The sequence below is a fragment of the Thalassoglobus neptunius genome, from assembly GCF_007859735.1.
Classification (GTDB): Bacteria; Planctomycetota; Planctomycetia; order Planctomycetales; family Planctomycetaceae; genus Thalassoglobus; species Thalassoglobus neptunius.
Genome location: NZ_SIHI01000001.1, coordinates 851868 through 877106 on the forward strand (window position 1 = coordinate 851868; position 25239 = coordinate 877106).

At 52.1% G+C, this 25239-nt stretch carries 20 protein-coding genes and 1 tRNA gene; 6 read left to right on the forward strand and 15 right to left on the reverse strand.

Going from position 1 to position 25239, the window contains the following annotated elements; all coding sequences use genetic code 11:
- Positions 1-8: 8 nt before the first annotated feature.
- The 4 genes from KOR42_RS03515 (at position 9) to KOR42_RS03530 (ending at position 4297) form a co-directional block, all read left to right on the forward strand.
- Positions 9-1634 (forward strand): A24 family peptidase, encoded by a 1626-nt coding sequence (locus KOR42_RS03515; protein ID WP_146507226.1) that lies wholly within the window; start codon positions 9-11, stop codon positions 1632-1634.
- 387 nt (positions 1635-2021) lie between these two features.
- The gene (locus KOR42_RS03520; protein ID WP_146507227.1) at positions 2022-2474 is read left to right on the forward strand and encodes a hypothetical protein; all 453 of its coding nucleotides are present in this window, start codon (positions 2022-2024) and stop codon (positions 2472-2474) included.
- Complete coding sequence (locus KOR42_RS03525; protein ID WP_146507228.1) at positions 2464-2928, forward strand: MarR family winged helix-turn-helix transcriptional regulator; 465 nt, start codon at positions 2464-2466, stop codon at positions 2926-2928. Before KOR42_RS03520 ends, KOR42_RS03525 begins: the two co-directional genes overlap by 11 nt.
- 100 nt (positions 2929-3028) lie before the next feature.
- Positions 3029-4297, forward strand: coding sequence for an alkyl sulfatase dimerization domain-containing protein (locus KOR42_RS03530; protein WP_390620862.1), 1269 nt, complete (start codon positions 3029-3031; stop codon positions 4295-4297).
- A gap of 294 nt (positions 4298-4591) precedes the next feature.
- Here KOR42_RS03530 and KOR42_RS03535 read toward each other — a convergent pair.
- The 4 genes from KOR42_RS03535 to KOR42_RS03550 form a co-directional block, all read right to left on the reverse strand.
- Positions 4592-4677: transfer RNA gene (locus KOR42_RS03535), tRNA-Leu, on the reverse strand.
- A gap of 258 nt (positions 4678-4935) precedes the next feature.
- Positions 4936-5280, reverse strand: a complete 345-nt coding sequence (locus KOR42_RS03540; protein ID WP_146507230.1) for a rhodanese-like domain-containing protein — start codon at positions 5278-5280, stop codon at positions 4936-4938.
- Positions 5281-5291: 11 nt separating this feature from the next.
- Positions 5292-6410 (reverse strand): twin-arginine translocase subunit TatC, encoded by a 1119-nt coding sequence (gene tatC, locus KOR42_RS03545; RefSeq protein WP_197440823.1) that lies wholly within the window; start codon positions 6408-6410, stop codon positions 5292-5294.
- Positions 6411-6730: 320 nt separating this feature from the next.
- Positions 6731-8470 (reverse strand): 2-oxo acid dehydrogenase subunit E2, encoded by a 1740-nt coding sequence (locus KOR42_RS03550; RefSeq protein WP_146507231.1) that lies wholly within the window; start codon positions 8468-8470, stop codon positions 6731-6733.
- A 533-nt stretch (positions 8471-9003) separates the two neighbouring features.
- Between KOR42_RS03550 and KOR42_RS03555 the strand changes: the two genes are divergently transcribed.
- Positions 9004-10236 carry a 1-acyl-sn-glycerol-3-phosphate acyltransferase gene (locus tag KOR42_RS03555; protein ID WP_146507232.1) on the forward strand — a complete coding sequence of 411 codons (1233 nt, stop codon included), beginning with the start codon at positions 9004-9006 and terminating at the stop codon, positions 10234-10236.
- Positions 10237-10250: 14 nt separating this feature from the next.
- On the opposite strand, the gene KOR42_RS03560 is transcribed toward KOR42_RS03555, so the two are convergent.
- From KOR42_RS03560 to KOR42_RS03610, 11 genes are all read right to left on the reverse strand, one after another.
- Positions 10251-11468, reverse strand: coding sequence for a class I SAM-dependent methyltransferase (locus KOR42_RS03560; protein ID WP_146507233.1), 1218 nt, complete (start codon positions 11466-11468; stop codon positions 10251-10253).
- 389 nt (positions 11469-11857) lie between these two features.
- Positions 11858-12283: a CAP domain-containing protein gene (locus KOR42_RS03565; RefSeq protein ID WP_197440824.1), complete on the reverse strand. Its 426-nt coding sequence runs from the start codon at positions 12281-12283 to the stop codon at positions 11858-11860.
- Between the two features lie 413 nt (positions 12284-12696).
- Positions 12697-13677 (reverse strand): nitrilase family protein, encoded by a 981-nt coding sequence (locus KOR42_RS03570; protein ID WP_146507235.1) that lies wholly within the window; start codon positions 13675-13677, stop codon positions 12697-12699.
- Between the two features lie 274 nt (positions 13678-13951).
- Positions 13952-14851, reverse strand: a complete 900-nt coding sequence (locus KOR42_RS03575; RefSeq protein ID WP_146507236.1) for a TIGR03067 domain-containing protein — start codon at positions 14849-14851, stop codon at positions 13952-13954.
- A gap of 178 nt (positions 14852-15029) precedes the next feature.
- On the reverse strand, positions 15030-15638 hold the full coding sequence (locus KOR42_RS03580) for an HdeD family acid-resistance protein (protein ID WP_146507237.1): 609 nt from the start codon (positions 15636-15638) through the stop codon (positions 15030-15032).
- 375 nt (positions 15639-16013) lie between these two features.
- Positions 16014-17447 (reverse strand): coiled-coil domain-containing protein, encoded by a 1434-nt coding sequence (locus KOR42_RS03585; RefSeq protein WP_146507238.1) that lies wholly within the window; start codon positions 17445-17447, stop codon positions 16014-16016.
- A 10-nt stretch (positions 17448-17457) separates the two neighbouring features.
- Entirely contained in the window at positions 17458-18372 is a 915-nt protein-coding gene (locus KOR42_RS03590) for a DUF6384 family protein (RefSeq protein ID WP_146507239.1), read from the reverse strand.
- Complete coding sequence (locus tag KOR42_RS03595) at positions 18372-19544, reverse strand: cell surface protein (protein ID WP_146507240.1); 1173 nt, start codon at positions 19542-19544, stop codon at positions 18372-18374. Before KOR42_RS03595 ends, KOR42_RS03590 begins: the two co-directional genes overlap by 1 nt.
- Positions 19545-19811: 267 nt before the next feature.
- Positions 19812-20318 carry a DinB family protein gene (locus KOR42_RS03600; protein ID WP_146507241.1) on the reverse strand — a complete coding sequence of 169 codons (507 nt, stop codon included), beginning with the start codon at positions 20316-20318 and terminating at the stop codon, positions 19812-19814.
- A gap of 75 nt (positions 20319-20393) precedes the next feature.
- Complete coding sequence (locus KOR42_RS03605; RefSeq protein WP_231740617.1) at positions 20394-21659, reverse strand: outer membrane protein assembly factor BamB family protein; 1266 nt, start codon at positions 21657-21659, stop codon at positions 20394-20396.
- Between the two features lie 305 nt (positions 21660-21964).
- A complete protein-coding gene (locus KOR42_RS03610; RefSeq protein WP_146507242.1) occupies positions 21965-23284 on the reverse strand; it encodes a DUF4013 domain-containing protein in 1320 nt (439 codons plus the stop codon).
- Positions 23285-23575: 291 nt separating this feature from the next.
- On the opposite strand from KOR42_RS03610, the gene KOR42_RS03615 reads away from it, so the two are divergent.
- Positions 23576-25234 (forward strand): DUF1549 domain-containing protein, encoded by a 1659-nt coding sequence (locus tag KOR42_RS03615; protein WP_197440825.1) that lies wholly within the window; start codon positions 23576-23578, stop codon positions 25232-25234.
- The last annotated feature ends 5 nt before the right edge of the window (positions 25235-25239 follow it).

Here is a 25239-nt window from a genome sequence, read left to right on the forward strand (position 1 = left end):
TTGTCACCATGGATCACTCTGTTGTCCTCGCAAATGGCCCAAACCGGACGACTCCGGAGACCATCTTGCGATTCTCACCGATTGGTGAATGTCTTGCGATGTTAATGGGCGCACAGGCATTGTTCGTGGGAACTCTCTGGCTGACGCAGTGGTGGAACCCTTTAAGTTGGTTTGTTGCGAGCGCATCCGTTTGGTACGCACTGCGCACGATTGGTTGGATGCGTGGCAAGACGTTGACCGTCGTGATCTCAGCGACTCTTGCGACGGGACTCTATTTTTTCAGCTTCAGTTCGGCACTTCTGGAACTCCCCAACTGGCTGCAGAAGGGGCCGTTTTCGGTCAGTGCGCTGTCAGTTGCTCTCAGCATCATCTGTGTTCTTGACTGCTTCGAATGGCTCTGGCTTCGCGGCTGGACTCCCAACATGATTGCGTCATTTCTTCGTGAAACCGCATTGCATCCGAAGTCGTGGGGCTGGTTACTGGCTTCCATTCTTTTCGGATACATGGTTGTCGTCCCGGGAATCGATGCACTCCTGGAACCGTTTCGAGCCCCCGGTCCCACGTCGGAAGCACTTCCCGACATGACTTTCTCAGAAACCCTCCGGCTGAGAACGACCGAGTTGTTCATGGTCTGTTGGTTCTTTTCTCTCGGGGCAACGATCGGCAGTTTTCTCAACGTGATTGTCTACCGATCGCCTCGATATGAATCACTCATCCGAAAACGATCAGCGTGTCCCAGCTGCGGCCAGCGGATTGATGGAAGAGACAATATTCCTGTGCTCGCATGGATTCTTCTCAACGGAAAATGTCGAAACTGCTCCGCTCCGATTTCGATGCGTTATCCCGTTGTCGAAGCTGTGACAGGCGGCATTTTCCTCTTGTTGTATTTTGTGGAACTAATTTCGGGTGGACAAAACTTGCCCTCACGTTTCCCCAACTTGCACACCGGAGTCGTGTGGACTCTTCTCTATACGAAATGGGATCTCGTTGGTTATTACCTCTACCATTGCCTGCTGCTGATCTCCCTGCTCACTTGGGCACTCATCAGAATGGATGGTCAAAAAGTCCCGCTCCGAGCCATTGCAACGACATTTCTAATGGCAGGGGGACCACTCATCATCCGGCCAGAACTTCTTCTTGTCTCCTGGTCACCGGTGCAGCCTTCCCACTGGGAACTGACCGCTTCCCAAGCGATCCTGACCGCGATCATTGGTGCGTCCATCGGAGCGCTGATTGCAATTCTCGTGTTGAAGAGCCTTTTGCCGAGAACGACGAGCAACGGATACGAACGAGAATTCGTCGCAGGAGCCGCACTCATCGGAACCGTCATGGGATGGCAGGCGACATGCTCCATTATTGCACTCACTCTCTTGCTTCAGCTTCTCCAACACATACTCGCACTTTCTGGCTGGGGAGTTGCTCAAAGATGGCCGCTTACCGGTCTGATGCTTGTCGCCACCACTATTCAACTCTGTTTCTGGAGATGGATCGTGGAACACCTCTCCGCCTGCTGGCCCACCACGGGATTCAATTTGCTATCAATGATTGTCTGGGCAGCCACCTGCATCGGGTTGATCGTGCTGAACCGGAAGTTCGAGTCATCGAAGGCAACTTCAGCGCCCGAAATGATTTGACGAACAAGAGAGCGATCGTTCCAGAGATTTCGGGCAAGACATGACTTTCACCTGCGCGATCATCTTTTTGAAAGCCCGACTTCCCATTGCTTTTCATCACTCCGCGTTGCTCATTCACGAACTTGAGTGCGGCGGTGAACGCTTTCGAATTGCCGCCAACGTCGTCGCATACGAACCGAAGCGATCGCCCAAATTCTGGCAACGCAATCTGTCCTCAACAGATCTAGACACTCCAGATTTGTGAGCGACGCGCTCGTAACTTCACTCCTATTCTCCAAACAATCCTTGACGCGACAGCCCTTACCTGCATTGTACAGCTAAACAAGCATCAGGAAATCACACATTCAGTGAGCCGTAAGTCCACCCACAAAATTCCGGAGGGTATTCATGGACCAGTTGAATACACGAAACGTTCGACTCCCGCGTCTCGCACTCGTGCTGCGGTTGCTCTTTGCGTTTTTCCTGTTGGGATCGGGAATCATGACGATGGGCCTCGGCATCAACGGAATGCCTGCGAACGACTCACCAGATGCGATTGGCAGGTTCATGGCGGCGCTGCAAGAGACCGGCTACCTGATCTTTTGGGTCGGACTGTTCAAGGCAGTGACTGGCGGTTTGATGTTTTTCCCCCGGACAGCCCCGATCGCAGTCCTGATGTCGCTGCCGTACACCGTCAATATCCTGCTCTACGTGACACTCTTCGCTCAGAAATTCCTTGTCGTCGGCATTCCCGACTTCGCGGTGTCCGCACTGCTGATCTACTGCTATTGGGACTGGTATCGCCCAATTTTCGCTGGGCCGACACCTCAAGTTTCTCAGGAGGGCGAAAATGCACTTTGATTCCGAGTCGTCTCCGGGATTCGCAATCGGGCGAGTCTCTTATCTGATTCGCGCAGGGATGGCGGCGGTGTTGAAGGACGCCGGTTGGCCGTTCTCTCCGGAAGAAACGCAGACGTTGATCACGTTGTCAGATGCGGGTGCCCCACTCAGCATGAACGAACTGGCGTCGCTGATGATTCGTGATCCAACCACGGTGAAACGACAACTGAATCGGCTCGTCGATCACAAGTTCGTTCAGAGAACTGCCTCCGCCGACGATGCCCGCGTCGTCATGATCAGCTTGACGAAACGTGGTGAACAACAGCTGCAAACGGTGCTTCCCTCACTCGACAACCTGCGGAAAGTCACCCTCAAGGGCATTTCGAATGAGGAATTGAAAGTGAGTCTGAAAGTTCTGCAAGTGATGCAGAAGAACTTGTCCAACCATCTTTCCAAGGAATCAAATCATGGCTAAGAACTGCAAGCTTCATTGCTTTGTTGTCATCGCAGTGGCTGCTGTCACGACACCGGTCGTCTTCGGTCAGACGAAATTCGAACCGGCCAAAGCACTCAACATGCTCAACACGCAGGAGCAACAATTCGATAAAGGCGTGATCAAAGTCGCAGACAACGTCTTCACCGCTGTTGGTTTTCACGGCGCGAATACTTCGATGATCGTCGGCGATGACGGTGTCATTATTATCGACACTCTTTTCGGGCCGAGCAGCGCATCGGAAGCAAACAAGGCATTCCGAAAGTTCAGCGATAAGCCAGTCAAGGCGATCATCTATACTCACAGCCATGGGGATCACACTGGAGGTGCGAGCGCCTTTACTGGAATGGAACGCCCCGATGTTTACGCGACGGAAGATTTCGGCTCAGCCGAAGGTGCGAGCGCAGCGGTGGCTCCAGTCAAAGCGAAACGAAACGTCAGACAGTTTGGCCGAACGCTTTCCCCCACCGAAAGCACCAACCGTGGTGTTGCACCCTCCAACACCAACGACAGCGATCGAGGAGAAGGCTTTATCCCTCCGAATATTTCGATCCCGAACAGTGGACTCAAAACGACAATCGCGGGTGTTGATATTGAGTTTTACATCGGGCCCGGAGAAACCGACGACGCGATGTTCATCTGGCTTCCCAAGGAGAAAGTGTTGTTCTCCGGCGACAATTTTTACCGATCCTTTCCCAATCTCTATGCGATTCGCGGAACAGTCTATCGAGATGTCCTGAAGTGGTCCGAAAGCGTCGCAAAGATGGCCGAATTCAAACCACACGTTTTGGTTCCGGGGCACACCAAGCCGATTCAAGGAGAAGAAGCGACTTCTGCTCTTAGTGATTACAGCGAAGCCATTCGAAGTGTTTATGACCAAACCGTCGATGGCATCAACGCCGGCAAAAGCCCCGATCAGCTTGCACATGAAGTCCAACTTCCCGAACACCTGAAAAACAAGCCCTATCTGATCGAGTTCTACGGCTCGGTTCCGCATGCAGTTCGGGCCATCTATTCGGGGCTGTTGGGTTGGTACGACGGAAACCCCACAACATTGAGTCCGCTTGAACCGAGAACCAAAGCAAAGAAAATCGCTGAACTTGCTGGTGGCACACAGCAACTCGTTGAGCAAATGAATTCCGCCTTGGCGAATGAATACTATCAATGGGCACTGGAACTTTCAGACCACGTCAAGTGGTTGGAAGGTGCCGACAGAGAACACGCACGCAAGGTGAAGATCAGTGCACTGAGGGGACTGGCTGCACAGGAATACAACGCCCCCAACCGCAACTACTACCTAAGCTACGCCAACGAACTCGAATCCGGACAGCTGAGCGAAGTGTGGTTTTAGAACGCTTTGAAGCACTCTCGACACACATTCCTGCAAACGAATGCTGCAGCGACTCGTTAAATCACTGACTACGCATCAGGAAGTTACTTTCAGATTTCTCTCAAGACTTGCTGAACGCCACGAACGACTTCGACAGTGAATTCACTGGCCTTCACGAGATTCAAAGGCCGCATGGCTGAGAAAATCATGACATCCCAAGTGCCTTGAACTTCGAACTCCAAACGTTCGAACAGTTCAGTGAGTCCGAGAGAGAAAAGCCCCAACCCGCATCCGCCGGATGCTCCCAATAGCAAATAGCCGAGGGGGGACTCGAACCCCCACGGAGGTTACCCTCCTCGGGATTTTAAGTCCCGTGCGTCTGCCAATTCCGCCACTCGGCCTGAAAAGTCATCGAAACGAATTGGGTGGTCGACCGGTTTCGACGAGCGAATGCTAATTGAGTCAGGGGCTCCCTCGCAACCTTGATCCCTCTCGTTCAGTGGGTTCATTCTAAACTTGGAATGTGGAGGTGATTTCACCGGGAACATTTATCGAGGAGGCAGTCCGCGAGACAAGAGAGTTCATTGACTCCGCATGAAGTCGGGTTGCTTCTTAACGATTCAATCAAAGCAGACAATTTCGAAACGCCCAAAGTTCCCTTAATATCGCAGAATCGAATCATCGATTTCGAGGGACCATTGGTCGATGCCGCCTGCCATGTTTTGCACGCGTTGAAATCCCTGCTGTCTCAGCCAGTTCGTCACACGGAGGCTGCGTCCCCCGTGATGACAATGGATGATGAGATGATCGTTTTTGTGCGGTTCCAGTTCACTCGCACGATCAGCGAATTCACTCAGTGGAATCAGAACCGTTCCGTCAATTTTTGCCGTTTCGTATTCGTCCGGCTCGCGGCAATCAACGAAAACAATCGATTCCGAATTGCTGAGCAGGGAATGGGCTTCCTGAACAGAGATATTGACAGGCAGTTCGACTGATTCGTTCATGGCAAAGATTTTCAGACAGATGGTTCGGCGTCGAATGGCGATTTCGAAGGCGCCCAGACACAGAGTTTGATTCCCAACTCGTAGAGACCGATCAATGGAACCATCATGAGCAACATACTCATCGGATCGGCGGGGGTGAGAATCATGGATAGAATGGCGATCACGAGAATGGCCATCCTTCGCTGCTCACGGTACTGCTCGACGGTAAAGATCGAAATTCGTTCGAGGAAAAGCATCGCCAGTGGCAATTGAAAACTAATTCCAAACATCAACGGCAGCATGACGGCGAAGCTGATCCATTCCGAAATGCGAATCTGCGGGCTGATTTCCAACGTGGAATTGAACTTCAAAAGAAAGTTCAGCACGAAGGGAAAGACCGCATAAAAACAAAACGCTGCACCAACGAGAAACAACCCGAGACTCATGGTGCCGTACAGATAGACAAACTTTCGCTCGTGCGGATAAAGCCCTGCCGCCACAAACAACCACAGTTGATAAAAAATCCACGGGCTTGAGAGCACGAGCCCCGCAATCAGCGAGACTTTGACATACGTCAGGAAGGCTTCCTGAACGTTCAACGTGACTGCACGTCGAGACTGTTCGACGGTTGCCTGAAACTGAGCAAACTCTGGTGCTTGCAACGTCAGAGTGACAGTCGGAGACGGTTCGGCCTCAGTGTCGGTAGAATCTGGTTCCGGTGTTTGTGGAAACTGATCGGGGACAACTCTGTTGAGGGCTTTGGATAACTCTGCCGTCGAAACGCGAACTTTTACAACATCGGGATGAGCGAGTTTTTCTTCCTCATCGATGACCACCACTTCTCCGGTTTCTTCATCGATCTCCGTTTTCGGAGGTTTTCCGAAGACGAGTTCGGACAGCGTGTCGAGTCCCCAGTCTTCCTGCCATCCGCTGGCGACGTCATCGTCAACGGCAACGTCGGAATAATTCGCCAATGCCCGGTCGATAGGCCGTCGAATGAAGTCGACGAGCGCCGTCCCGTTAAGCAGGCAAATTGCTACGGCGATGACGAGACCGATAATTGCACGGATCAGATGCACTCGAAGGATTTCGAGGTGCTCCCCGAAAGTCATCGACGAATCGTCGAACAAGTCTTTAGTTTGCTGATTCATGAAACAAGCTCAGTGAATACCCAATGGAGAATGCGCCGTGAAAAGCGAGTCGGCGTGATGTGGCATTCACTCCCAGTGACCCGGCATGACAGGTCGATCGAGCAAACGATTCGTCTCGATCCTAGTACTGATCGCCGGTGAATGCAACGTCTCTTTCATTAGTCCAACCGTTTCTCCGACAATGCAATCCCCTCGCTACGTTGTCTCAAATGGTCGCGGATTCGCGGGTTGAAAGATCGCTCCACAAACTCATCCAGAAATCGGTGAATTCGGGGCGATCTCTCAAACGTCTCAATTCAACGACAACCCAGCCACAAACTTTAGACGGTCGTCAGAAGCTGAAACGGATCCGCAAGAAGATTACAGAAGGACACCAGGAATCGTGCTGCGTCCGCCCCGTTGATGACTCGGTGGTCGTAGGACAGGCTTAACGGCAGCATCAATCGTTCTTGTACGTTTCCGTCGACCAATTGCAGTTCTTTTTGACCGCGTGACATTCCCAGAATGCAGACTTCCGGGTAGTTCACGATCGGAGTAAACCCGACGCCACCGATTCCTCCGAGATTCGTCACGGTACAGGTTGCTCCCTGCATGTCGTCGACGGGGAGTTTTCGGTCTCGGGCTTTGTGAGCCATTTCGGTCAACTCTGCAGCGATGTCAAGAATACTTTTCTTGTCGCAGTTCTTGATAACAGGGACGAGTAGTCCGTGATCCGTGTCGACTGCACAGCCGATGTTGTAGAACTTTTTGAAGACGATCTCGTTGGTCTCGGGATCGAGGCTACTGTTGAACTTTGGAAATCCTTGCAGGCAGGTCGTGAGTGCCTTGATCACGATGGCAGTCATGGTGACCTTCGGACCGTTCTGCCCGATTCCTTTTGAGAATCGCTTACGTGCGGCTTCGAGGTCGGTGATGTCTGCTCGGTCGTGTTGTGTGACGTGCGGGATGACGTTCCACGAAACGGTGAGATTTTCTGCAGCTGTCCGTGAGAGCTTGTTCATCTTCTCGCGGCTGACAGCTCCGAACTTGGAGAAATCGGGCAGCGGTGGCGGAGCGATGGAGCCAGAAGCAATCATCTCTCCCGAACTTCCGGATCGGCCGACAATTAAGCCAGAAGGATCCTGCAAACGCTTTCGGACGTATGCCTGAACATCGTCTGCGCTGATCCGTCCTCCACTCCCAGTCCCTTTGACTTGAGTGAGATCGACTCCCAGCTCGCGAGCGAGTCGACGTGTTGACGGAGCCGCTGGAACGGGAATTCCGTTTGTTTTTTCCGCTGTTTTTTCGGACGCGGCAGCGACGCTCTGCTTGGGAGGTGCTTGAACAGCTGTCTGTGACTCCGACTTCGCTGGAGCTGCTGCTGGAGACTCCGAACTGGCAGCACTGGAAGATTTTTTCTCAGGCGTGGACACTGGAGCTTTGTCGCCTGATCCTGACGAGACGACCGAAGATGTCTCAAACGATATGACTTTCTGCCCGACGGAAACCGTATCACCGGAGTTCACATGAATTTTCGTGACTTTCCCAGTGTGTTCGCTGGGAAGTTCGACGACGGCCTTCTCAGTCTCCAGCTCCATGAGAGGAGTTCCGGCTGAAACAGAATCCCCTTCTGAAACGAGGATTTCCGCGACATCTGCAGAGTCGACCCCTTCGCCGAGCGGAGGCAGAGCGAAGTCGACCTCGCCTGTGACCATTTCCGTTGGAGCGGAAGCGGCTTTCGGAGCTTCTTCCGATTTCGGTTCCGCAGCCTTGGGTTCAGGCTCAGTCCCCTGCTCTTCGGTTGTCGTTGGCTCGGTTTCGGCGGGAGAACTGGCTGCGTCATCTTCCGCAGCGACCACCATGTAAACCTGACCGACCTGGATGGTATCACCCGAGTCGACGACTATTTTCTCAATTTTCCCGGCATGAGGCGCTGGAAGTTCGACAACAGCCTTCTCTGTTTCCAATTCCATGAGAGGCTGCTCGGCAGCGACAGTATCTCCGACAGAGACCAGGATCTCTGCGACGTCTGCTTCCGCAACACCTTCGCCAATACTCGGCAGTTCCCACTCAATGCTCATCTTGAATCAATCTTCGTTGAAATGACTGAGAAGGGTCAGATCCCCTTCCATTCCTACGCTTTCCAAAGCGCGCAATGCTTTCCCTGGGACTTCCCTTGGATGATAGTATTCCAGACTTGGCGTCGGTAGTGACGTCTCCCAAGAATTTCGACCAGTCGACAAGCTGAGAAACACAGAATTCTCAAATGGTCCACAAGTCATTCGCTGAGTTCACGCGGTCGCCAGCGATGAAGCCAGTTTTCGCCGCTTTTCTTGTGTGAAGATTTGATAAAACCTCGCAGGCGTCAAATTCGTCTTTCTTCGAAATCGACAACACTATTCTAGTCGGTCCGGCAACAAAGCGAATTCACGCCAAAATCAACTTGGGAACTTCAGTCGTGATCGATACATTGCACGTACGCTTTCAGAGAATCGACTTCTCATCCGTGAGATCGGCAACACGTTGACGCCATGCAGAAAGTGAACTTTCGCGAAACCCGAAGTTTCAGGAATTCATTGCCCATCAGTGAATCCGGCACCAACGGCGCACTCCCATGAACTCTCAACCATTTCAAACTCCTCCGAAGTGGTGGCCTTCCCGGCTCAACCCTCGATTGATTCGAATGGTTCGTCCCTTTCGTCTGCGGGACTTGAAGCAGAAGGGAATCTGTTCGATCGACGTGATCGGCGCAGAAGCAATTAGCAACTCTCTCGACGAAGGAGCCGGAGTTCTTCTCCTTCCGAATCATTCGTTTCATTACGACTCGTACGTTTTGATCGAAGCGGCACTTCAAGCTGGATGGCACACCCATTTTATGACGGCGTGGCAAGTGTTCGGGATGTCGACGACGCCGGGAAAGCATTTTCTCCAGCGTCACGGTTGTTTCAGCATCAATCGGGAAGGAACAGACACCAAGGCGATCAAGCAGGCGATCTCAATCCTGAGCGAAGATCAACATGCGCTCACAGTTTTTTCCGAGGGCGATATCTACCACTCGAACGACCGAGTAATGCCGTTTCGCGAAGGGGCTGCGGCAATTGCACTCAAGGCAGCGAAGCGGTCCGGACGTCCGATTCACGTTTATCCGTGCGGAATGAAATGCTTCTACACACAGGACCCGACAGAAGAACTTGTCGGGATGATGAATCAACTCGAAGAACGAATCCGCTGGCGGCCACGGCCTGATCTTCCATTGCTGGATCGCATCTATCGTTTCGGGCACGGATTTCTTTCATCGAAGGAAATCGAGTATCTCGGAGAATCCGGAACCGGAGAACTCCCTGCGAGACTTCGATTCCTGGCTGAAAACGTGTTGGAGAAAGTTCGAGAGGCCCACGGACTCAAGCAACGAACCCATGATGTCACGGAACAGATTCGAAGAATTCGCAGCTACTTAATTCGAGAGATTGAAAAAGCACAAAACAGTGCCAGCGAGAATTCTTCGAATTCGGGCATCTCAGAGCGGGAAAGCACTGAGCACATCGCCACTCTTCAGCGGCATCTCGACGATATGTTCTTTGTGACTCAACTGACGAGTTATCGCGGGAATTACACTGTTGAGAACCCGACGATCGAACGAATCGCGGAAACCATCGATAAGTTCGAAGAGGATATCTTCGACTTGCAGTGCCCAACGCCTCGCGGCAAACGGAGGGCAGTCGTCCGTTTTGGTTCACCGATCGACTTATCTCAGATTCAAACCGACACCTCATCGCTCACAGCCTTGGCCGAATCGAACGTTCAACAACTGCTGAACGAAATCAACGCCGATGCACCGGGCCAATAGAGTGTGCTCTCATTTCACGGCTGATCCGTTTTCTCGGACCGAGACGCCGATGATTCCTCGCTGACAATTCGTTCGGCCGCGACCCCTTTCGTTTTTCCGCCCAATCTCACAATCAGTAGCGTTTTCTTTCCGGTCCCCTTGAGCGGAATCGATTTGCGAAGAGAGTCGACGTCAACCGGGACATGACGACATTTGATTTCAAGTTCGTGGCAAGGATGGTCGCGAAAGTATTTGCGGATGCTTTTTCGGTTGTGTGTAAGTTCGGCCAAAACACGAAACGGAGTCACCGCCGGAGAGTCCACAAGCTGCGGACCGGTCAGATACTCTTCAGCATCGTCCAGTCGCTCAAGTTCAAGTTCATCAGCGAGCGCATCGACGAGCCCAGCCCGGACGATGGCCGGATCGACATCGTAAATGTAGTCGCTGAGCGGACCAACCCGCGGAAAGTGATTGAAGGGATCCGCACTGAGTGTGAATCCGGAAGGAAGAAGCGTCGCCCGCCAATTCTCTTCTCCAGCGAGATCTCCAAACCAGACAGTCGCTTCTTTACATTCTCCATTGAGGCTGATGAGTTCGATTTCTGCGTCGTCGAACTTTCCTCCAAAATTGCTGGCCGGAGAAAGCTTGATGGCTCCCCCCTGACATCTGTCAATCAACTCCTTCAGAAACTCGAGAGGCGGACTGCTGTCTTCCAGACGAATCGACCTCTTGCCCATCGCCCGTCGATCAGGATCACAATGGACGAACTGCAAATCCGTTTTGAGTTGTTGCACGTCAGAGCAAATTGTCTCAATCCGCTCATCAACATTGTGAGCTTCCGCATTCCACCGCGTTCTGAGACACGCAGCTTCCGACATATCGACGCTCGTCACTTCTTTTCCAATCGAAGCAATCGCGATGCTGTCGGAACCGATTCCACAACAAAGATCGAAAATCGGTCCGGCACAATTCTCGAAGCGAGCCGCTTTGTAATTCGCGACCGCCTCGGGTGTGGCCTGTTCTAAGCCGGTTCGATCGAACCACATTTCACTCGCACGCGAAAATTTGTGCTGCGCACGTTCACGAAGTTCGATCAGAGTCATTGCTGCGCGGACGATGTCAGCGGAGTAAGTCTCCCGCAACTGCGACTGAAGCTTCAGTTCCGAAACTTGCGAGTTCATGATTGCCTCGAGAAGTTCTGGAGTTCTTCGAAGCTTCTGAAGAGTATCGACGTCGAAATCGGAAGTGTGCATGTAAGCTGCGTTCAATAGACGGGCGAGAAGATAGCGCGCGGGGTGTCATTCTCAAACAACACTTCGATGACTTGAAATGATGGAAACAAAAAACGCCGCGTCCAAATCATGATGGACACGGCGAATGAGATCAAATTACAATGAGCAACTTCGAGAAGAATTGCTTCGTTCCTGAATGCTCCCTTGTGTGAGTTGATCACACACTTGCAAGGTTTGCTCACTCAAGCATTCACTTGAAAAACGTATGAGGAGTTCCAAGCGAATCCCGAATTCGAGAGCGACTTGCCTCAGAGCACTCTCTGATTTGGCTTGCACTCACTCGCACGAGCAAACTCAGCATCTAGCTGATGAAAAAGTTCAAGCGAGTGCACCGGAAAGAGCAACATGCTCTAGCGGTAAACTCCTGCGTAGTAGTAGCGACCACTCCAGGACCGTTGCACACCAAAACCACATCGGCCATTCCGACCTAAAACCCAGACGCGATGTCCGGGAGAATTGATCCATCCTTGGATACATGCAGCAGGAGTCGGATATCCATGAGCAACAACTTGCTCTCCGCCTCCGTGGTACATCACGTTCCGGTTGGCCATGTTGTTCGCCCAGGCCTGGGCGGTTTGACACAACGATTCATCCAGTTGCTGTTCGAATAGTCCGTGGCGAGCACGCTGATTCGTCGCTGCAACGTGCATCGCCTGAATCATTGCGTTTTCTGTCAACGGCTTCGCTGTGACACCTGACTCAGATGCTGCACCAGCCAGAAGAGCTGCACATGCAACCCAGCTCCAAATCTTCGATCGTTGCTTCAGTCGTGTCATTCTCAACTCCATTTTCGGTTAGACCCGCATTCAACAGAGGGCATGGTCTAAATCCCCGAATCGAAAAGTTCAACAGAATGCCAATTGTGAAGATTGCGATGTTTGCCCAGTCTCCTTGAATAGCTACTTCTGGCACGTACCTAACTCTCAAATTCCGTACAAGATAAGCTCAAATCAACGCATTCCGATTGAACAAGTTTGTAACTTCTCCAATGTTGGGAATTGCGGTTCAGAGCCCTTCAAGCTTGCTCTCGACATCGTCTCTGTCGCGACTTTTTCCCATTTCTGGAGCCATTCAACCATCCTGTTTCGGGGAAAATGATCGCCCCAAACTCAGGAGTAAGAACGCTTCTGGCCAGATAATTCCCTTCCGAAAATGCTCTCACAGCCTAGTTCAGAAGGTTTGGCGACACCTATTTTGATGGATCAGTCGCTGAAGAGTGGCGAAATCGAACCGTGCGGGTGTCTTCTTCGAAACCAGTTCTTTCGGTCAGGGACTTGAAGAGTTCGGGGCGGCGAGTCTTCAGCCAGCGTTGGCCCGTACACATTTCACGGATTTCGGGGTCCAGATCAGCGACCACCATGTCGTCCTCGATGCTCTTTGATTCAATCAACACATCTCCATAGGGATCAAGGATCATGGAGTTTCCGGTGCGGACTTCGTTGTCATCGCGGCCGACACCGTTGGCGAACACCAGAAAGAGACCATTATCGTGAGCACGGGCGGGGAGCCATTTCATCAACCAGCCACGCCCTTTCCGACCGAAAAACTCTTGCCGCAATGCTTCTTCGTTCTCGGATCGATTCTCCCAAAGGTCGACGGGAACGACGCCCATACACCTTGGACTCGGGGAATTGCATCCTCCCGTCTGGTGTGGAGACAATAAAACCTCAGCCCCTTTCAAAGCTGTCGCTCGAACGTTCTCCCCGATGTTGTTGTCATAGCAGATCAGCACCCCCACTCGGGCTCCCTGCGGAATGTCGAATACTGTGAACTCATCGCCTGAGCTCATATGCTGGTTGATAAAACAGTGCAGCTTTCGATGAGTGTGAACCTTCCCATTTGGCAAAGCCACGACAAAAGAATTGTACAGCTTGCCATCTTCTGCCGATTCGATCAGACCGACTCCAATCGACATCCCGGTCTCACGAGACAGTTCCAGGATTCGTTGAACCGAAGGACCATCTGGAACCGGTTCAGCCAGACGTTCCAGTTCTTCACGAGGTGCGTCGCGAAGATGCCAGTAGCCAGTGAGACACATTTCCGGAAACGTCAGCAAGTCGACACTCTGCTCGGCAGCCCGTTCGACAAATCGGGAAATGATTGCCAGATTCGATGCTTTGTCTCCCGGGACATGATTGAATTGGACAGCTGCAGCGCGAATTCGGTTCATTGATGATTTCCAACAGTCGAACGAGATCGGACAAGGGCCCTCATCATAGCAATCTGTTTTTCACGGAAGCGAGCGCCCACCACGTATTGCGATCGCTTCAGTGTGATCCGGTCGATTGAATCCGGAGCAGATTCCGAATTGGCTTTGATCATCCACTCTTCACCCCTTGAACTCCGGGACACCTTAAAAAGAAAAAGCTCCCCGAAGAACGAAACTTCGGAGAGCTTATTCGTGGAAGCGATCGAATTGGTCGCGAAGACACCATCGCTCGTAATTACGGAGCCACGCGGGTTGCTCGTCCGACGTGACCGAGATAATCGACGAATATCAAGTCCGTCGCGGAAATGGAGCGGACGATAAAATCAAACTCTTTGTTGACCCGATCCCAGTGTGTCGAAGTGAGAACAACAAACTTCAGCCGCCCGTTTTCAATCTTCCACGTCCCGGAAGAGACAGGTGTCTGCACGAAAACCTTCTGAAAGATTCTTAATTCCAGAACTTCACGAACCGTTGAGAAAGTCCCGTTCGGGTTGAACGTCGAGAACAAAGCTCCAACGCTGTCTGTGAACTTCCATGTTCCGATCAGTGCCTTACGGACTTCCGCGTCGGTGAGAACAACTCCCGTCGTTCCGGGGGGGACGGCACTCGGAGTTGCTGCTGGTGGAGTGGTTTTGGCCGTTTCCGTCGGCTTCGCAGGAGCGGCAGGTTTCAGCTCCGATGGTCGTTTCAGGACCATTAACATTCGCTTCGACCCTGCACTGGCGGAAAAGTCGGTCGGTCGAGCAGCTTCGGTCGGGTGACTCAAACAGAGCACCAGTCGTCCCTCGTCAAATCGAAAGATTCCCCACCCTTCGATTCCTTCTTGCGTATTGATCGTCAGTTCCGGCGGATACTTCGTCGCGTCGATGGAAAAGACTTTCACGTGCTTTTTGCCATCACTTGGCGATGTGAAAATGATCGCGTTTTCCGCAATCTCAACTTTTCCTCCCGATGGCAACCAGCTGCGGATTGCTTCTTGAGGAATCACTTTGCCGTCTTCAACGAGCTCGACGACTTCCCAGTCCCCAGAAAAGTTCTTCAATTCAGGTGAGACGTTCGGATCAACCGCCTGAAGTGAATGGCTACACAGAAGGACAATGGCGAATGCCCAAACAGACCGCAGAGAGAGTGGCATTAGGACGACTCCTTTCGAGAAAACAGAATCCTTATTGACGTGTTCGCAGAGTATTGCTGATCCGGATGTCTCAAGCAAGAACATGATCCTGTCAGAGGCATTCCGCCGACTTCAGACGGAAAGCTTATGGTCACTCAACCGATCGACGAGTGACCACAAGAATTCACTATCTATTGAATTACGCTGCTTCCGGTGTTTCTGGAACTTCTCCAGATTTTGGAATGTCTTTCGCCACCAAACCCAGCATGATCAATGACCATCCATTGAACATCATGTCGATGCCGACAAACATTCCGATAACCCAAAGCCCGGAAACTGGCCACTGGCGCCAGATCAAAATCCCAAGAATGAGCGAAATTACTCCGTTCAGCAGCACCCATCCCCAGTTCGGAAACTGATGCATGAGCGAAACGGTAATTCGAAAAATTCCCCCAAAAATCAGGAACATCGCGATCAGCAGAGTGAGAGCAATTCCCGTTTGCGCCGGGTGGGCGACAATCAAAAATCCAACGACGACGTAAAGAATCCCTGCGAGCAAATCAATAAAGAACCCGCTCCAGTTCTTGACGGTGAATGAGTGAATCGCTTGAACAATCCCGCCCCCGATCATCAGCCAGCCAATGAAAACCATTGTGACCAGACTCGTAAAGACCGAAGCCCCGAGCGCAACCGTCCCGAGTGCGACGAGAAAGATTCCCAGAGCAAGAATCCAGCCCCAGCGTTTGTGCAGCTCACTGAGGCCAACAGTTCGCAGTTCTGTGAGTGTAATGGGTAAGTCTTGAGACATGATCGAAGAACCTTCTTGAATACATCTGTCTGGACTCCGTTCACAACAATCGCTCCATGAATGGCATAGGGGCTTCGTATCGTCGAACCACGAATTCACCACCCACGAACGGATTTTGAGACTTCTCCGCTGCCACCTCTCGAATTGTGTCAAGCAATTGACGAAACTAAAAGAGCGAGCATCAATTACAAGAGAATTCCCGATAATTTTCTTTCGTTCAACGGCATATCGGGAAAAAAGTGGGAATGTGTTGCGAAGTCGAATCAGCAATCATCAAAAAACTCGCGACGGGAGATCGTCGGCGCGCGAGTTGATACGAGGAACATGCACGGGTCAACGATGGCTTCGATCATCTCTCCACCTGAGAAATTGTGATCAGAACCCACCGCCGGTTCGGAATCCACCCCCAGAGTGTGGAGGCGCGTTGTGTTGGGGTGGGCCCCCAACTTGTGGAGGAAGCGGGATGTTCCAGGTGCCTCCCGAACGATGACCAAAACCCCCGGAACCGAACGTTGGATCTGAATTCACGCGTCGTCGCCGGTGGCTTCTCTCGATCGTGTTCCAAAGCTGTCCGGAGTTTGCCATTCCCCGCAGAAACTCTCCGAGCATGGCTCCGATCATATTGCTGTTGGGGAAATCACTTCGATTGTCGTCGAAGCGATGTCGCTTGAATTCTCTTCGGACCTCTTCGAGATCTTCCAGCCGTTTGAGATGTCGCAGATGCAAACTTCTGCGATCACTTAATTCCGACTGCAACTTCTCCTGATGCGACCGCAGCTGAGAAATTTGCTCAACGATTAAGTCGTCATCGACGCTTCGAGTTTGTTCCGCTTCTCGAATCAGCTGTTCGAGCGGTTCCCGTTGAAAATGATGGACAAACAATTCGAGACATTGACGGGAATACCGATCGGCTCCGCCCGCGAACTCCGACTTTTTCTTGAGAAGCTCACTGAAGTGCTTCTCTGCGTTGTCAATCGCCTGATCCGCATCGTTCGCGGCGGCTTGTTCTTTCTCCAGTTCTTTCTGCAGCTCGGGGGTTCCATCTTCTTTGGATGCGATCTCTTCAAGCTCGCGAAGTTTTGCGAACTCTTGATCAGCCTTCGCACGCACTTCCCGGGCGTGAACTTTCAATCGTTTTGGGATTTCATGGAGCATCGCAAAATTGGGGCGAGCTTTTCGAAACTTGATCAGCGCAGCGACCCAGTCGTCGAGAAACCGGATCAGTGTTCCCGCCGAATATTCTGGAGTTCCGTAGTTCCGCCTCCAGAGATACATGAAGAGCGGATCGCCTTCATAATCCTGGCCTTTCTCGACCCGATCCTGATCGGCCTGCTCCGCTTTCTTTTCAGCATGCCTGGCGACGTCGTCTGCCCTCTTGGCCACCTCCAGTTGAGTTTGGTGAGCGGGATCGTTTGCGAGGCGGGCCTGAGTCTTCGCGTGGGCAGTGTCGATTCTGGCAAGAACATCATGCACGCGTTCTTGTTGTGCTTGACGCGTTTTCTCTAATTCAGATTGCAGTCGACTCGACTCTTCGATCTGCTTCTGAAGATCGTCGAGAGTGACCGATCTTTCACTTAGCAGAGATTGAACCTGACGGTCAGTTCGGTCCAAATCTTCAAGAATCGCGCCCTGAGTCATTACGTCGAGGCGAGCTTTGGCGAGTTCCCGAAACCTCGTCGACTCTTCTTCACTCAACTGGGAGAGCTGGTCATTGGTGAACTGAATTCCCTTGTCAAGATTCTCGATTTCCTTCCGGACATCATGCATTGCAGCATCAATGGAAGCGAGCGTTTCCAGACCTGTTGACATTCTTCATCTTTCACCAGTTAGTAATTGCTCCGCCGATTGCAGGTAAGAAATACTCGGGCTCGAGCGATCCTGATTTCTTTACGCCGAAGCGGTCGTTTTGAATAATCCCGTCGTCTTTCTTATCGTCTGCGATTTGATAGAAGGTCGACTCGTCAACGCGAATGCCCCACTTCGAGACGATTTCGGTTTGGCCGTTTTCTTCACTTTGAATTGGCAGGCTGAGAACTTCTCCGTCCGGAGCAACAGCTTCGACGATAATGTAATAATTCCGCGCAGACTGGTTGACGTCCGGGATCCGCCAAACTCCCGTACTTCCTTCTTTGACGATTCTCAAATCATAAGACTGGTTCAGCTTCGAGTTGAGCTGTTCCAACTCTGCCAGCTTCTCTCGAACCGCAACATAGTCCTGTTGTTCGAATGCCTGAGCGGCTTCATTCGCGAGAGACTGAGCTTGCGAGATTCCCTCCCCATCGTTTGAAGCGTCTTCGATCGATTGTTGAGCCGATGCAATTCGTTCGGGCAACGCACGAATCTCTCGCTCGCGAGGTCCAGCGATGAAGAATTGGAACGCGAGCCAGCCGATGAACAACAGCGAGCAACCAATCACCACCGGTCGCAGCCACTGGTCTCGGCTGACATACAGTTTCGCCAGTCGCGTCGAAAACGTTTCTTCGGGAGGAGAATAGGTAAAACGATCTTCTTTCAGTGCCTCGACACCTTCGACAAGTATCTCTTCCGGAACATCGATTCCCTGAGACGAATAGATCTGCCGAAGCTTTTCAATCAGCTCTTCATCTCGCTGCTCTTCATTAAGTTCGCGTTCAATGAGCCTGGACCGATGGCGCAATGTATCGACGACATCCATCGCCAACATCACATCGTCGAGCGGTCTTTTCTTTCCCGATTCTTCCACGACGGTCTTCATTACTCGCTGTCAGAAAATGGGAGACTGGCGGCTTTCTGGCTGAGACGTGCGAGACGCTGTTTCCCATCTTCAACGGCAGTGCGGATCTCGTTGGCATTCTGAGTGCTAAGCGTTCGCATCTCGTTGATGATCTCCAACGAGCGCTCCTGATAATTCGTCACAGAGTCGACAAGTTTCTGAACAGCTTCGTATCGCACAGTTGGCCCGTAACCTGCTTTCACAGCTGCCTCCTGAACCTTGCCACCGATTTCAGAAAGATCTTCGAGACTCTTGCTGACACCTTCCTTCATCGCTTCCAGAGTTTCGGTACTCTCATGCAGCCCAAAAAGTCCGGTGAACGAAGCAGTCAATGCGGTCAACACACTTTCATTCGTGCTGAAGAAACTGATTGCCTGCTGATAAACTCGTTCCTTCGCGCTGGTGATCTGCTTCAGCCGAGCCATCACCACTTCTGAAGTGTTGTAGCTGACTGTTAGATTGTCAGCGAGATCTTTGGCGATCTGATATCGCTTGTCTTCGTTCTGAACTTCGCGAAGTTTTTCGTCGCGGGCAAGCTCCAGTTTGGCCAGTTCCGCGCGATCCGCCTCCGAATTCTCTTCAACGGTCTTCATCGCCTCGTCAAGTTCCGTCTTCGCGATGGCCAACTTCTCTTCCGCTTTCTTTAACACATCGAGAGCGAGAACTTCGGATTCCTTGAGCGCCCCGCGAAAATCCTGGTAGGCGTTGGCAATGGTTTGTTCTCGTTCGATTTGATCGCGTGAGTCCTCCGCGACATCCAGATAAACCTCTTTGACTTTGTCAAAACGCGTCGCGATGTCTCCCCGCGAAATCTTCATCCAGACGTTTTGCACTCTCTCGATGGCGCCCAGTTTCCCGTCTTCCACCTGTTCGACCATCATCTTCGCATCGTCGCGAATGCTGTTGAAACCGTTGGTAATCTCTTCATAACGATTCCCCAGCTCCATTCCAGAAACCTGTTCCCGAACCACTTCGTTGAACAGCGACGCCTGATTGAGCGTGTGAGCAATGGCGGCCACTTTCTCTTCGTCGAGATCAGAGATCTGATTCAATAGTGCGACGATCGGAGCATCCTCCGATTTCTGATCACTCACTAAGCCCAAATCGCGGAGTTGCCCCATCGCCCGGTCAAGATATTTCAGTGAAGTGCTCATCACTCTCCCCGAGAACGCTGAAGGAATAGAACGTCAGCTTCAGAACCTGAAACCGATCAAGCGATTATGATCCTAACTCTGCGAGGAATTATCGTCTACTCTTCAGTCAGGAAAGTCTCCCCGACAGAGGCCGACTGCGAAGAATCTGCGAACATTCGATCAACACGTCCATTGATCCGAATCCGTTTTCACAGACTCAACATGAAGGCTGTCCCCCCATCGCCCACATCTCGATGCGTGGCGTTTAGAAAGAGAGTGACACCGTTCCTACCGCAAGGATTCGTGTCCGAACAGGCGCCTCAGCATGGCGATTTGCCCGACGTGCAGCATCTCATGCTTTGGAGCGAAGCGAAGAGCTTCCCCTTTCGTCGAAAACATCGGATGCACAGGATCGATTGCCTCATCCAGCGTTTCCTGACTGAGCTGCGATGTCTCCTCGATCACCTGCTGTTGAATCGCTTTCAGGCTCTTACGAATCGCTTCCGGTGCAGGATAAACCTCCGGATCGGGATTTGGTTGCGATCCCTTTCCGAACAACTTTGCGTATTCACTGACAGGGAAAAGCTGGTCGTCGTCCGAGCTGAATCCTCGAACTCGCTTCAGGCACAGCCCATATTGTGCAATCGCGATATGACCAACTTGCCACGCAATATGATTGATGCCATCCGCCGGTTGCCGAAACCAGTCGGCATCGTCGACATGATCGAGAGTGTCGTTAGTGTAAGCACTGATCTTTTGAAGATCTTCAACAATGATTTCTAACTCAGACTTCATAACAGCTTCTTCCTTTGGGCGAACTTCTTTTGTGTCTTACAATAAGTTCAAGAGAATCACAAAAACAGGATTCGTTTACTCCCCGATACAGATCAAGTATTCCTGACGGCGGGGGCCAATCCCTTTGCCGAACCGGTAGAAAATCTGATTTCCGACAACTGACGGAGTCGGAAACAAATCCGTTCCGAGACGTGTTCGAGAGACTTCTTCATAGCGATCCGGGTTCGCTCGAATTACGAAAACTTCTCCGTCTTCGTTCGCCAGATAAATGGTGTCGTTCACGAGGACAGGAGATGAACTGACATCGCCTCCTAATCGTTTCTTCCACATCTCTTCACCATCGGACGCACGCCAGCAGTACAAGATTCCGCCGTCGGCGAAGGCATAAAGATAGCCGTTATGAATCACCATCGACTGTTCGTAACACTTGCGTTTGTTCCTCCAGACGACTTCTCCGGACCCGTCAGCTTTGACGGCGATCGTCTCAGCCTTTGGGTATCCGCCACTGGCGAAAACTGTATCCTCGTTCCAGACAATTGTTCCGCAGGTCGCCTGAGTGGTTCCAGGAACACTCCATAGTTTCTCACCGGTCGCAGGGTTAAAGCTCGAAACTTCGAAGAGCCCGCTGATCAGCAACTGCTCACGTCCCGCAACATTCGCCACAACAGGAGAAGAGAAACTCACGTCCTGAGTTCGTTCAATCCGCCATGCTTCTTCTCCAGTGTTCTGATGGAAAGCAGCGAGATAGCTTCCCTGATCAGACTCAGCAGCCACGATAACAAGGTCTGAATACAACAACGGTGATGCGCCATAGCCGAACTTGTATTTCTTGGGATCATAGGCTCCCGCCGACTTTGTCCAGACAAGATCGCCTGTCACATTCAGGCAACTGACGTTCACTTGTCGATCATTAAAGAACGTCGTGAAAAGAAAGTCCCCATTGCACGCAATCGTGCTCGAAGCATGGGTGTTCTTCGGATGAATCTCCGCAGGAAACTTTCCCTGATGGATGGGAGTAATCCAAAGTTGCTTTCCGTTCTTCCGGTCAAAGCAGATCACCCCTTGAATTTGATTCTGAGTGTCAGCCGTCGCGAGAAAGATCCGATTGCCAACAACGGTCGGAGATGAATGTCCACTGCCGGGAACTTCGACAAGCCACTTCACGTTCTTTCGCTCATTGAATGTCGTCGGAGGATTCTGCCCCGAACTTGCATGGCTATTCAAATTCGGTCCGCGCCACCACGGCCAATCATTCGCAAAGTCGATCGGCTCAGCGAGCACCGCTTGAACCTGCAACACAACAAACAATAAGACCCCAAATCGAAACGTTTGCTCCTTCACCAACACACTCCTGCCAGAATCCGATTCGAATGTTTCACTTGGGACATTGTTCGCTTGAGAGCGGACAACGACGAAATCCCGGAAACGTGTGGCATCAATTGCTCAAACGAAAGTGCATGCTGGGCATTGATGAACTTTCCGGACAAGAAGATCGTAGAGTCTGGTCAATCAATGCGGAACACTTCACAGACCATGAGAGTTCGAAAGACTCGAAATCCATTTCCGCAAATGAATGAGGCCGAAGCGTCATTTCGAGACGCCCTGCCCCGCTTCCCAGCGACATCATTCTCGATTCGCTGACAGAATCACGGATCGATGGCACCTTGAAACGGTGCGGGAAGAAGCATGGAGTGATGATGAAACAGCACCAGCTTGCCCTGTTCGCCTAAGAACTGCGTAAAGAACAGAATAAAGACGTAAAAGCAAAGTGCCGCAATGAGAATCGCTCCGCAGGTCCACCGGATCGAGAAGTGAGAACGGAGCTGCGATTCACGCTTTCGAACAGCCCTCGCATAGACCGATCCCAAGAGAATTCGCGTCGGAAGAATCGTGACAACGAAGATCAACGTGATCGGCCACATCGCCTCGGGGGGCAGCAAGAACGCCTTGAAAAGATAGAGCGGAATCGTGAGCAGATAAAGCACGATCAGCGCGAGGGTCCAGGCAATCGGAGCGTGCTGCCAGAGCGATCGGATTTCTCTCAATTGCACCCCGGCAGCAAAACGTTGCTCGCATGCAAATCGTGCTTGAAGGAATGGCGCCCAGGACAGGACAATCGCCAGCATTGCTCCCCCAAGAACCGTGAAGATCAGTTGCCCTCCCTCGGGTTCCCGGGCAATCGCCAGCAATCCCGTTGGCAGGACCAGCCAAATGAACGCAACGGCGAAACCTTTCACTCCCAGCAGGAAGGTTTTCCCGACTTCAAGGCTTGCAAAGAATTCCTGAATGGCTTGATCAGCGCGTCTGAAGTAGTTTCCTTCTCGGACCTGTCGGCGAAACCAGAGCACATTCTTCAGAGGACGCAGAAAGCAGCTGAGCGAACCTCCCCGCGCAATTGCAAAAAGAAGATGCCCGGTGATAGCGATCCAACTGATGGTCAGTGCAAGTTTCCAACCCGCTTCAGCAGGCGATCCGAGAGCGATCAAAGCAGCATCGGCTGCGAAGCTTCCCAGAAAACGTAGCGGAAGAAGAAAGACCCAAATTCCCAAAGCAACGGTTGCGATTCGAGGAGCTTGGTCCAGAAGTGGAAATCCGTTCCGAATCTTTCCCGTCCGGGCAACCGCTCCTTCGACTCGCAGAAAATAGCCGAGGACGAAGAAATTGACGATCGGAATTGCTGCCAGAACGGCGAGAATCAAAACGAGGCTCGTCAACGCGAAAATGCGTCCGATCCCCCACCAGGTGAACGAGAGCGCTCGGCCCATCCATCCGCGAGTTGCCTGCACTTCCTCCGACTCAAATGAGCGAATCTCATCAGCTTCTTGAGAGAAGGAATCGCCATGGCCATCTTCCGTCTCATGGCTCGCGGTGACGGCATCGACTTGCAGTTCGTGAAGACTCGGAGTGGATCTCTCCTCCTGCATTTCCCCGCCAATGCTATTCCGAGCTGTCTCGTATGCACTCATAGACTCGACAATTCACAGGGGTGCCGATTGAGCATTGCCTGATTCAGGCGACTGCTGCTGATGGGCACCGAGATCTCGATCCAAAAATGTTCGCGTCGACTCAACGTCTCCGGTTCTCACTGGAATTTACCTTTCTGCGGTTCACTTTGTTTCATCGATTTCGTCAAACTCCGAAACTCGCGCACAGTCCCGAAGGTATCTTATGACGCCGGGGACGACTCGATCGCTGAAGTTTTCCGGCCTGTCCGCCGCCGTTCACATACGAATTTGCCACAACATATTGCGGTTTCGATGAAGATTCTTGTTCGACCAATGATGATTGCACTCGCCGTGATTGGTGTCACGACCCTTGCAGTTCGGTCATCAGCTGTCCCACACACATTCGAACGGAACGTCACCGATGTCGAAAAGGATCGAGCATCGGATCGTTCAGGAACGACATCCTCGAACTCGACTGCCAAATCGATCGCTGAGGCCCCCGTCGTCGCAGCGGCGAACGCAGAACTGGCACGGCTTTGGGAAGCAGACGGTTCCGTGCGAGCGGGTGAAGCGAGTGATCTGACACTTCTCCGACGGCTGTCACTGGCACTGCACGGCACGATTCCGTCTCTCGAAGAACTGCGACTCTTCGAACAGGATACTGCCCCCGACAGAATCAACCGATGGTGTGAGCGACTTCTCAACGACAACCGGTTCGATGACTATTTCGCCGAACGACTGGCCCGCGGTTACGTCGGAACCGAAGGAGGAAGGTTCCTCATTTACCGCAGAGACCGCTTCATCAGTTGGCTGACCCAGCAACTCAGAACAAATCGTCCGTACGACGAAATTGTTTCCGCAATGATCTCCGGCACGGGAGTGTGGACCGGACAAGGGGAAGTGAATTTCCTGACAAGCGGATTCGATGACAACGACTTCGACCCGAACAAGATCACCGCTCGGTCGGTCCGTGCGTTTCTCGGCCAGCGTATGGATTGTGCTCAATGTCATGATCACCCGTTCGACCGCTGGAAGCAAAGCGAGTTTGAAGGTCTCGCTGCCCATTTCGCTCAGGTTCAGATCAGCCTCGTGGGACTGACCGACGACAAGACGAAAGAGCATGTAATTGATGACGGAACAACTGAAGACGGCCGGGCTGTCGCTCCATCTGTTCCCTTTCATCCCGAGTGGCTTTCCGAAAGTGAATCGCGTCGGGAGCAACTCGCAGCATGGATCACACACCCTGAGAACGTGCGTTTTGAGCGCGCTACCGCCAACCGAATCTGGGGACTTTTGTTCGGCCGCCCTTTCGCAACAGATCGGCCGGTCGATGATCTCCCCGATCCCGGAACCGATCCGCGTCTTGCAATGCTCGATCTGCTGGGAGAGGACTTCCGCAAAAAAGGCTATGACCTGAAACGACTCATTCGAGTGATTGTCGCGACCGATGCCTTTCGCATGAGTTCGATTCCCCCAGAGACTCAAAACGTCGAAGGCATTCCAGACAACTGGAGCGTCTTCCCGCTCGTGCGATTGCGACCGGAACAGGTAATCGGATCAATGATCCAGGCAAACAATATTCGGACGGTTGATCAAAATTCTCACCTGTTCGTCCGGGCTTTGAAATTCTTTCGGGCCAATGATTTCGTCGACGAATTCGGGGACCCGGGAGCAGAAGAACTTCAAGCCCGAGCAGGGACAATTCCACAAGCGTTGTTGCGAATGAATGGGGAACTCTCGCGAGAATTGACGTCCATGAATCCCTTCTTCGCTCCGGGACGGATCGCTGCCATCGCCCCGACACCGGAGATGCAGATTGAGACCGTTTACCTCTGCAGCCTCACACGCAAACCGACGCCCCAAGAACGTCGCTACTTTGAAACCATGTTTCAGGAATCAGGAACGGGGACAGCCATCGAAGACCTGTTCTGGATCATGTTCAACTCTCCCGAATTCTCCTGGAACCATTGATAATT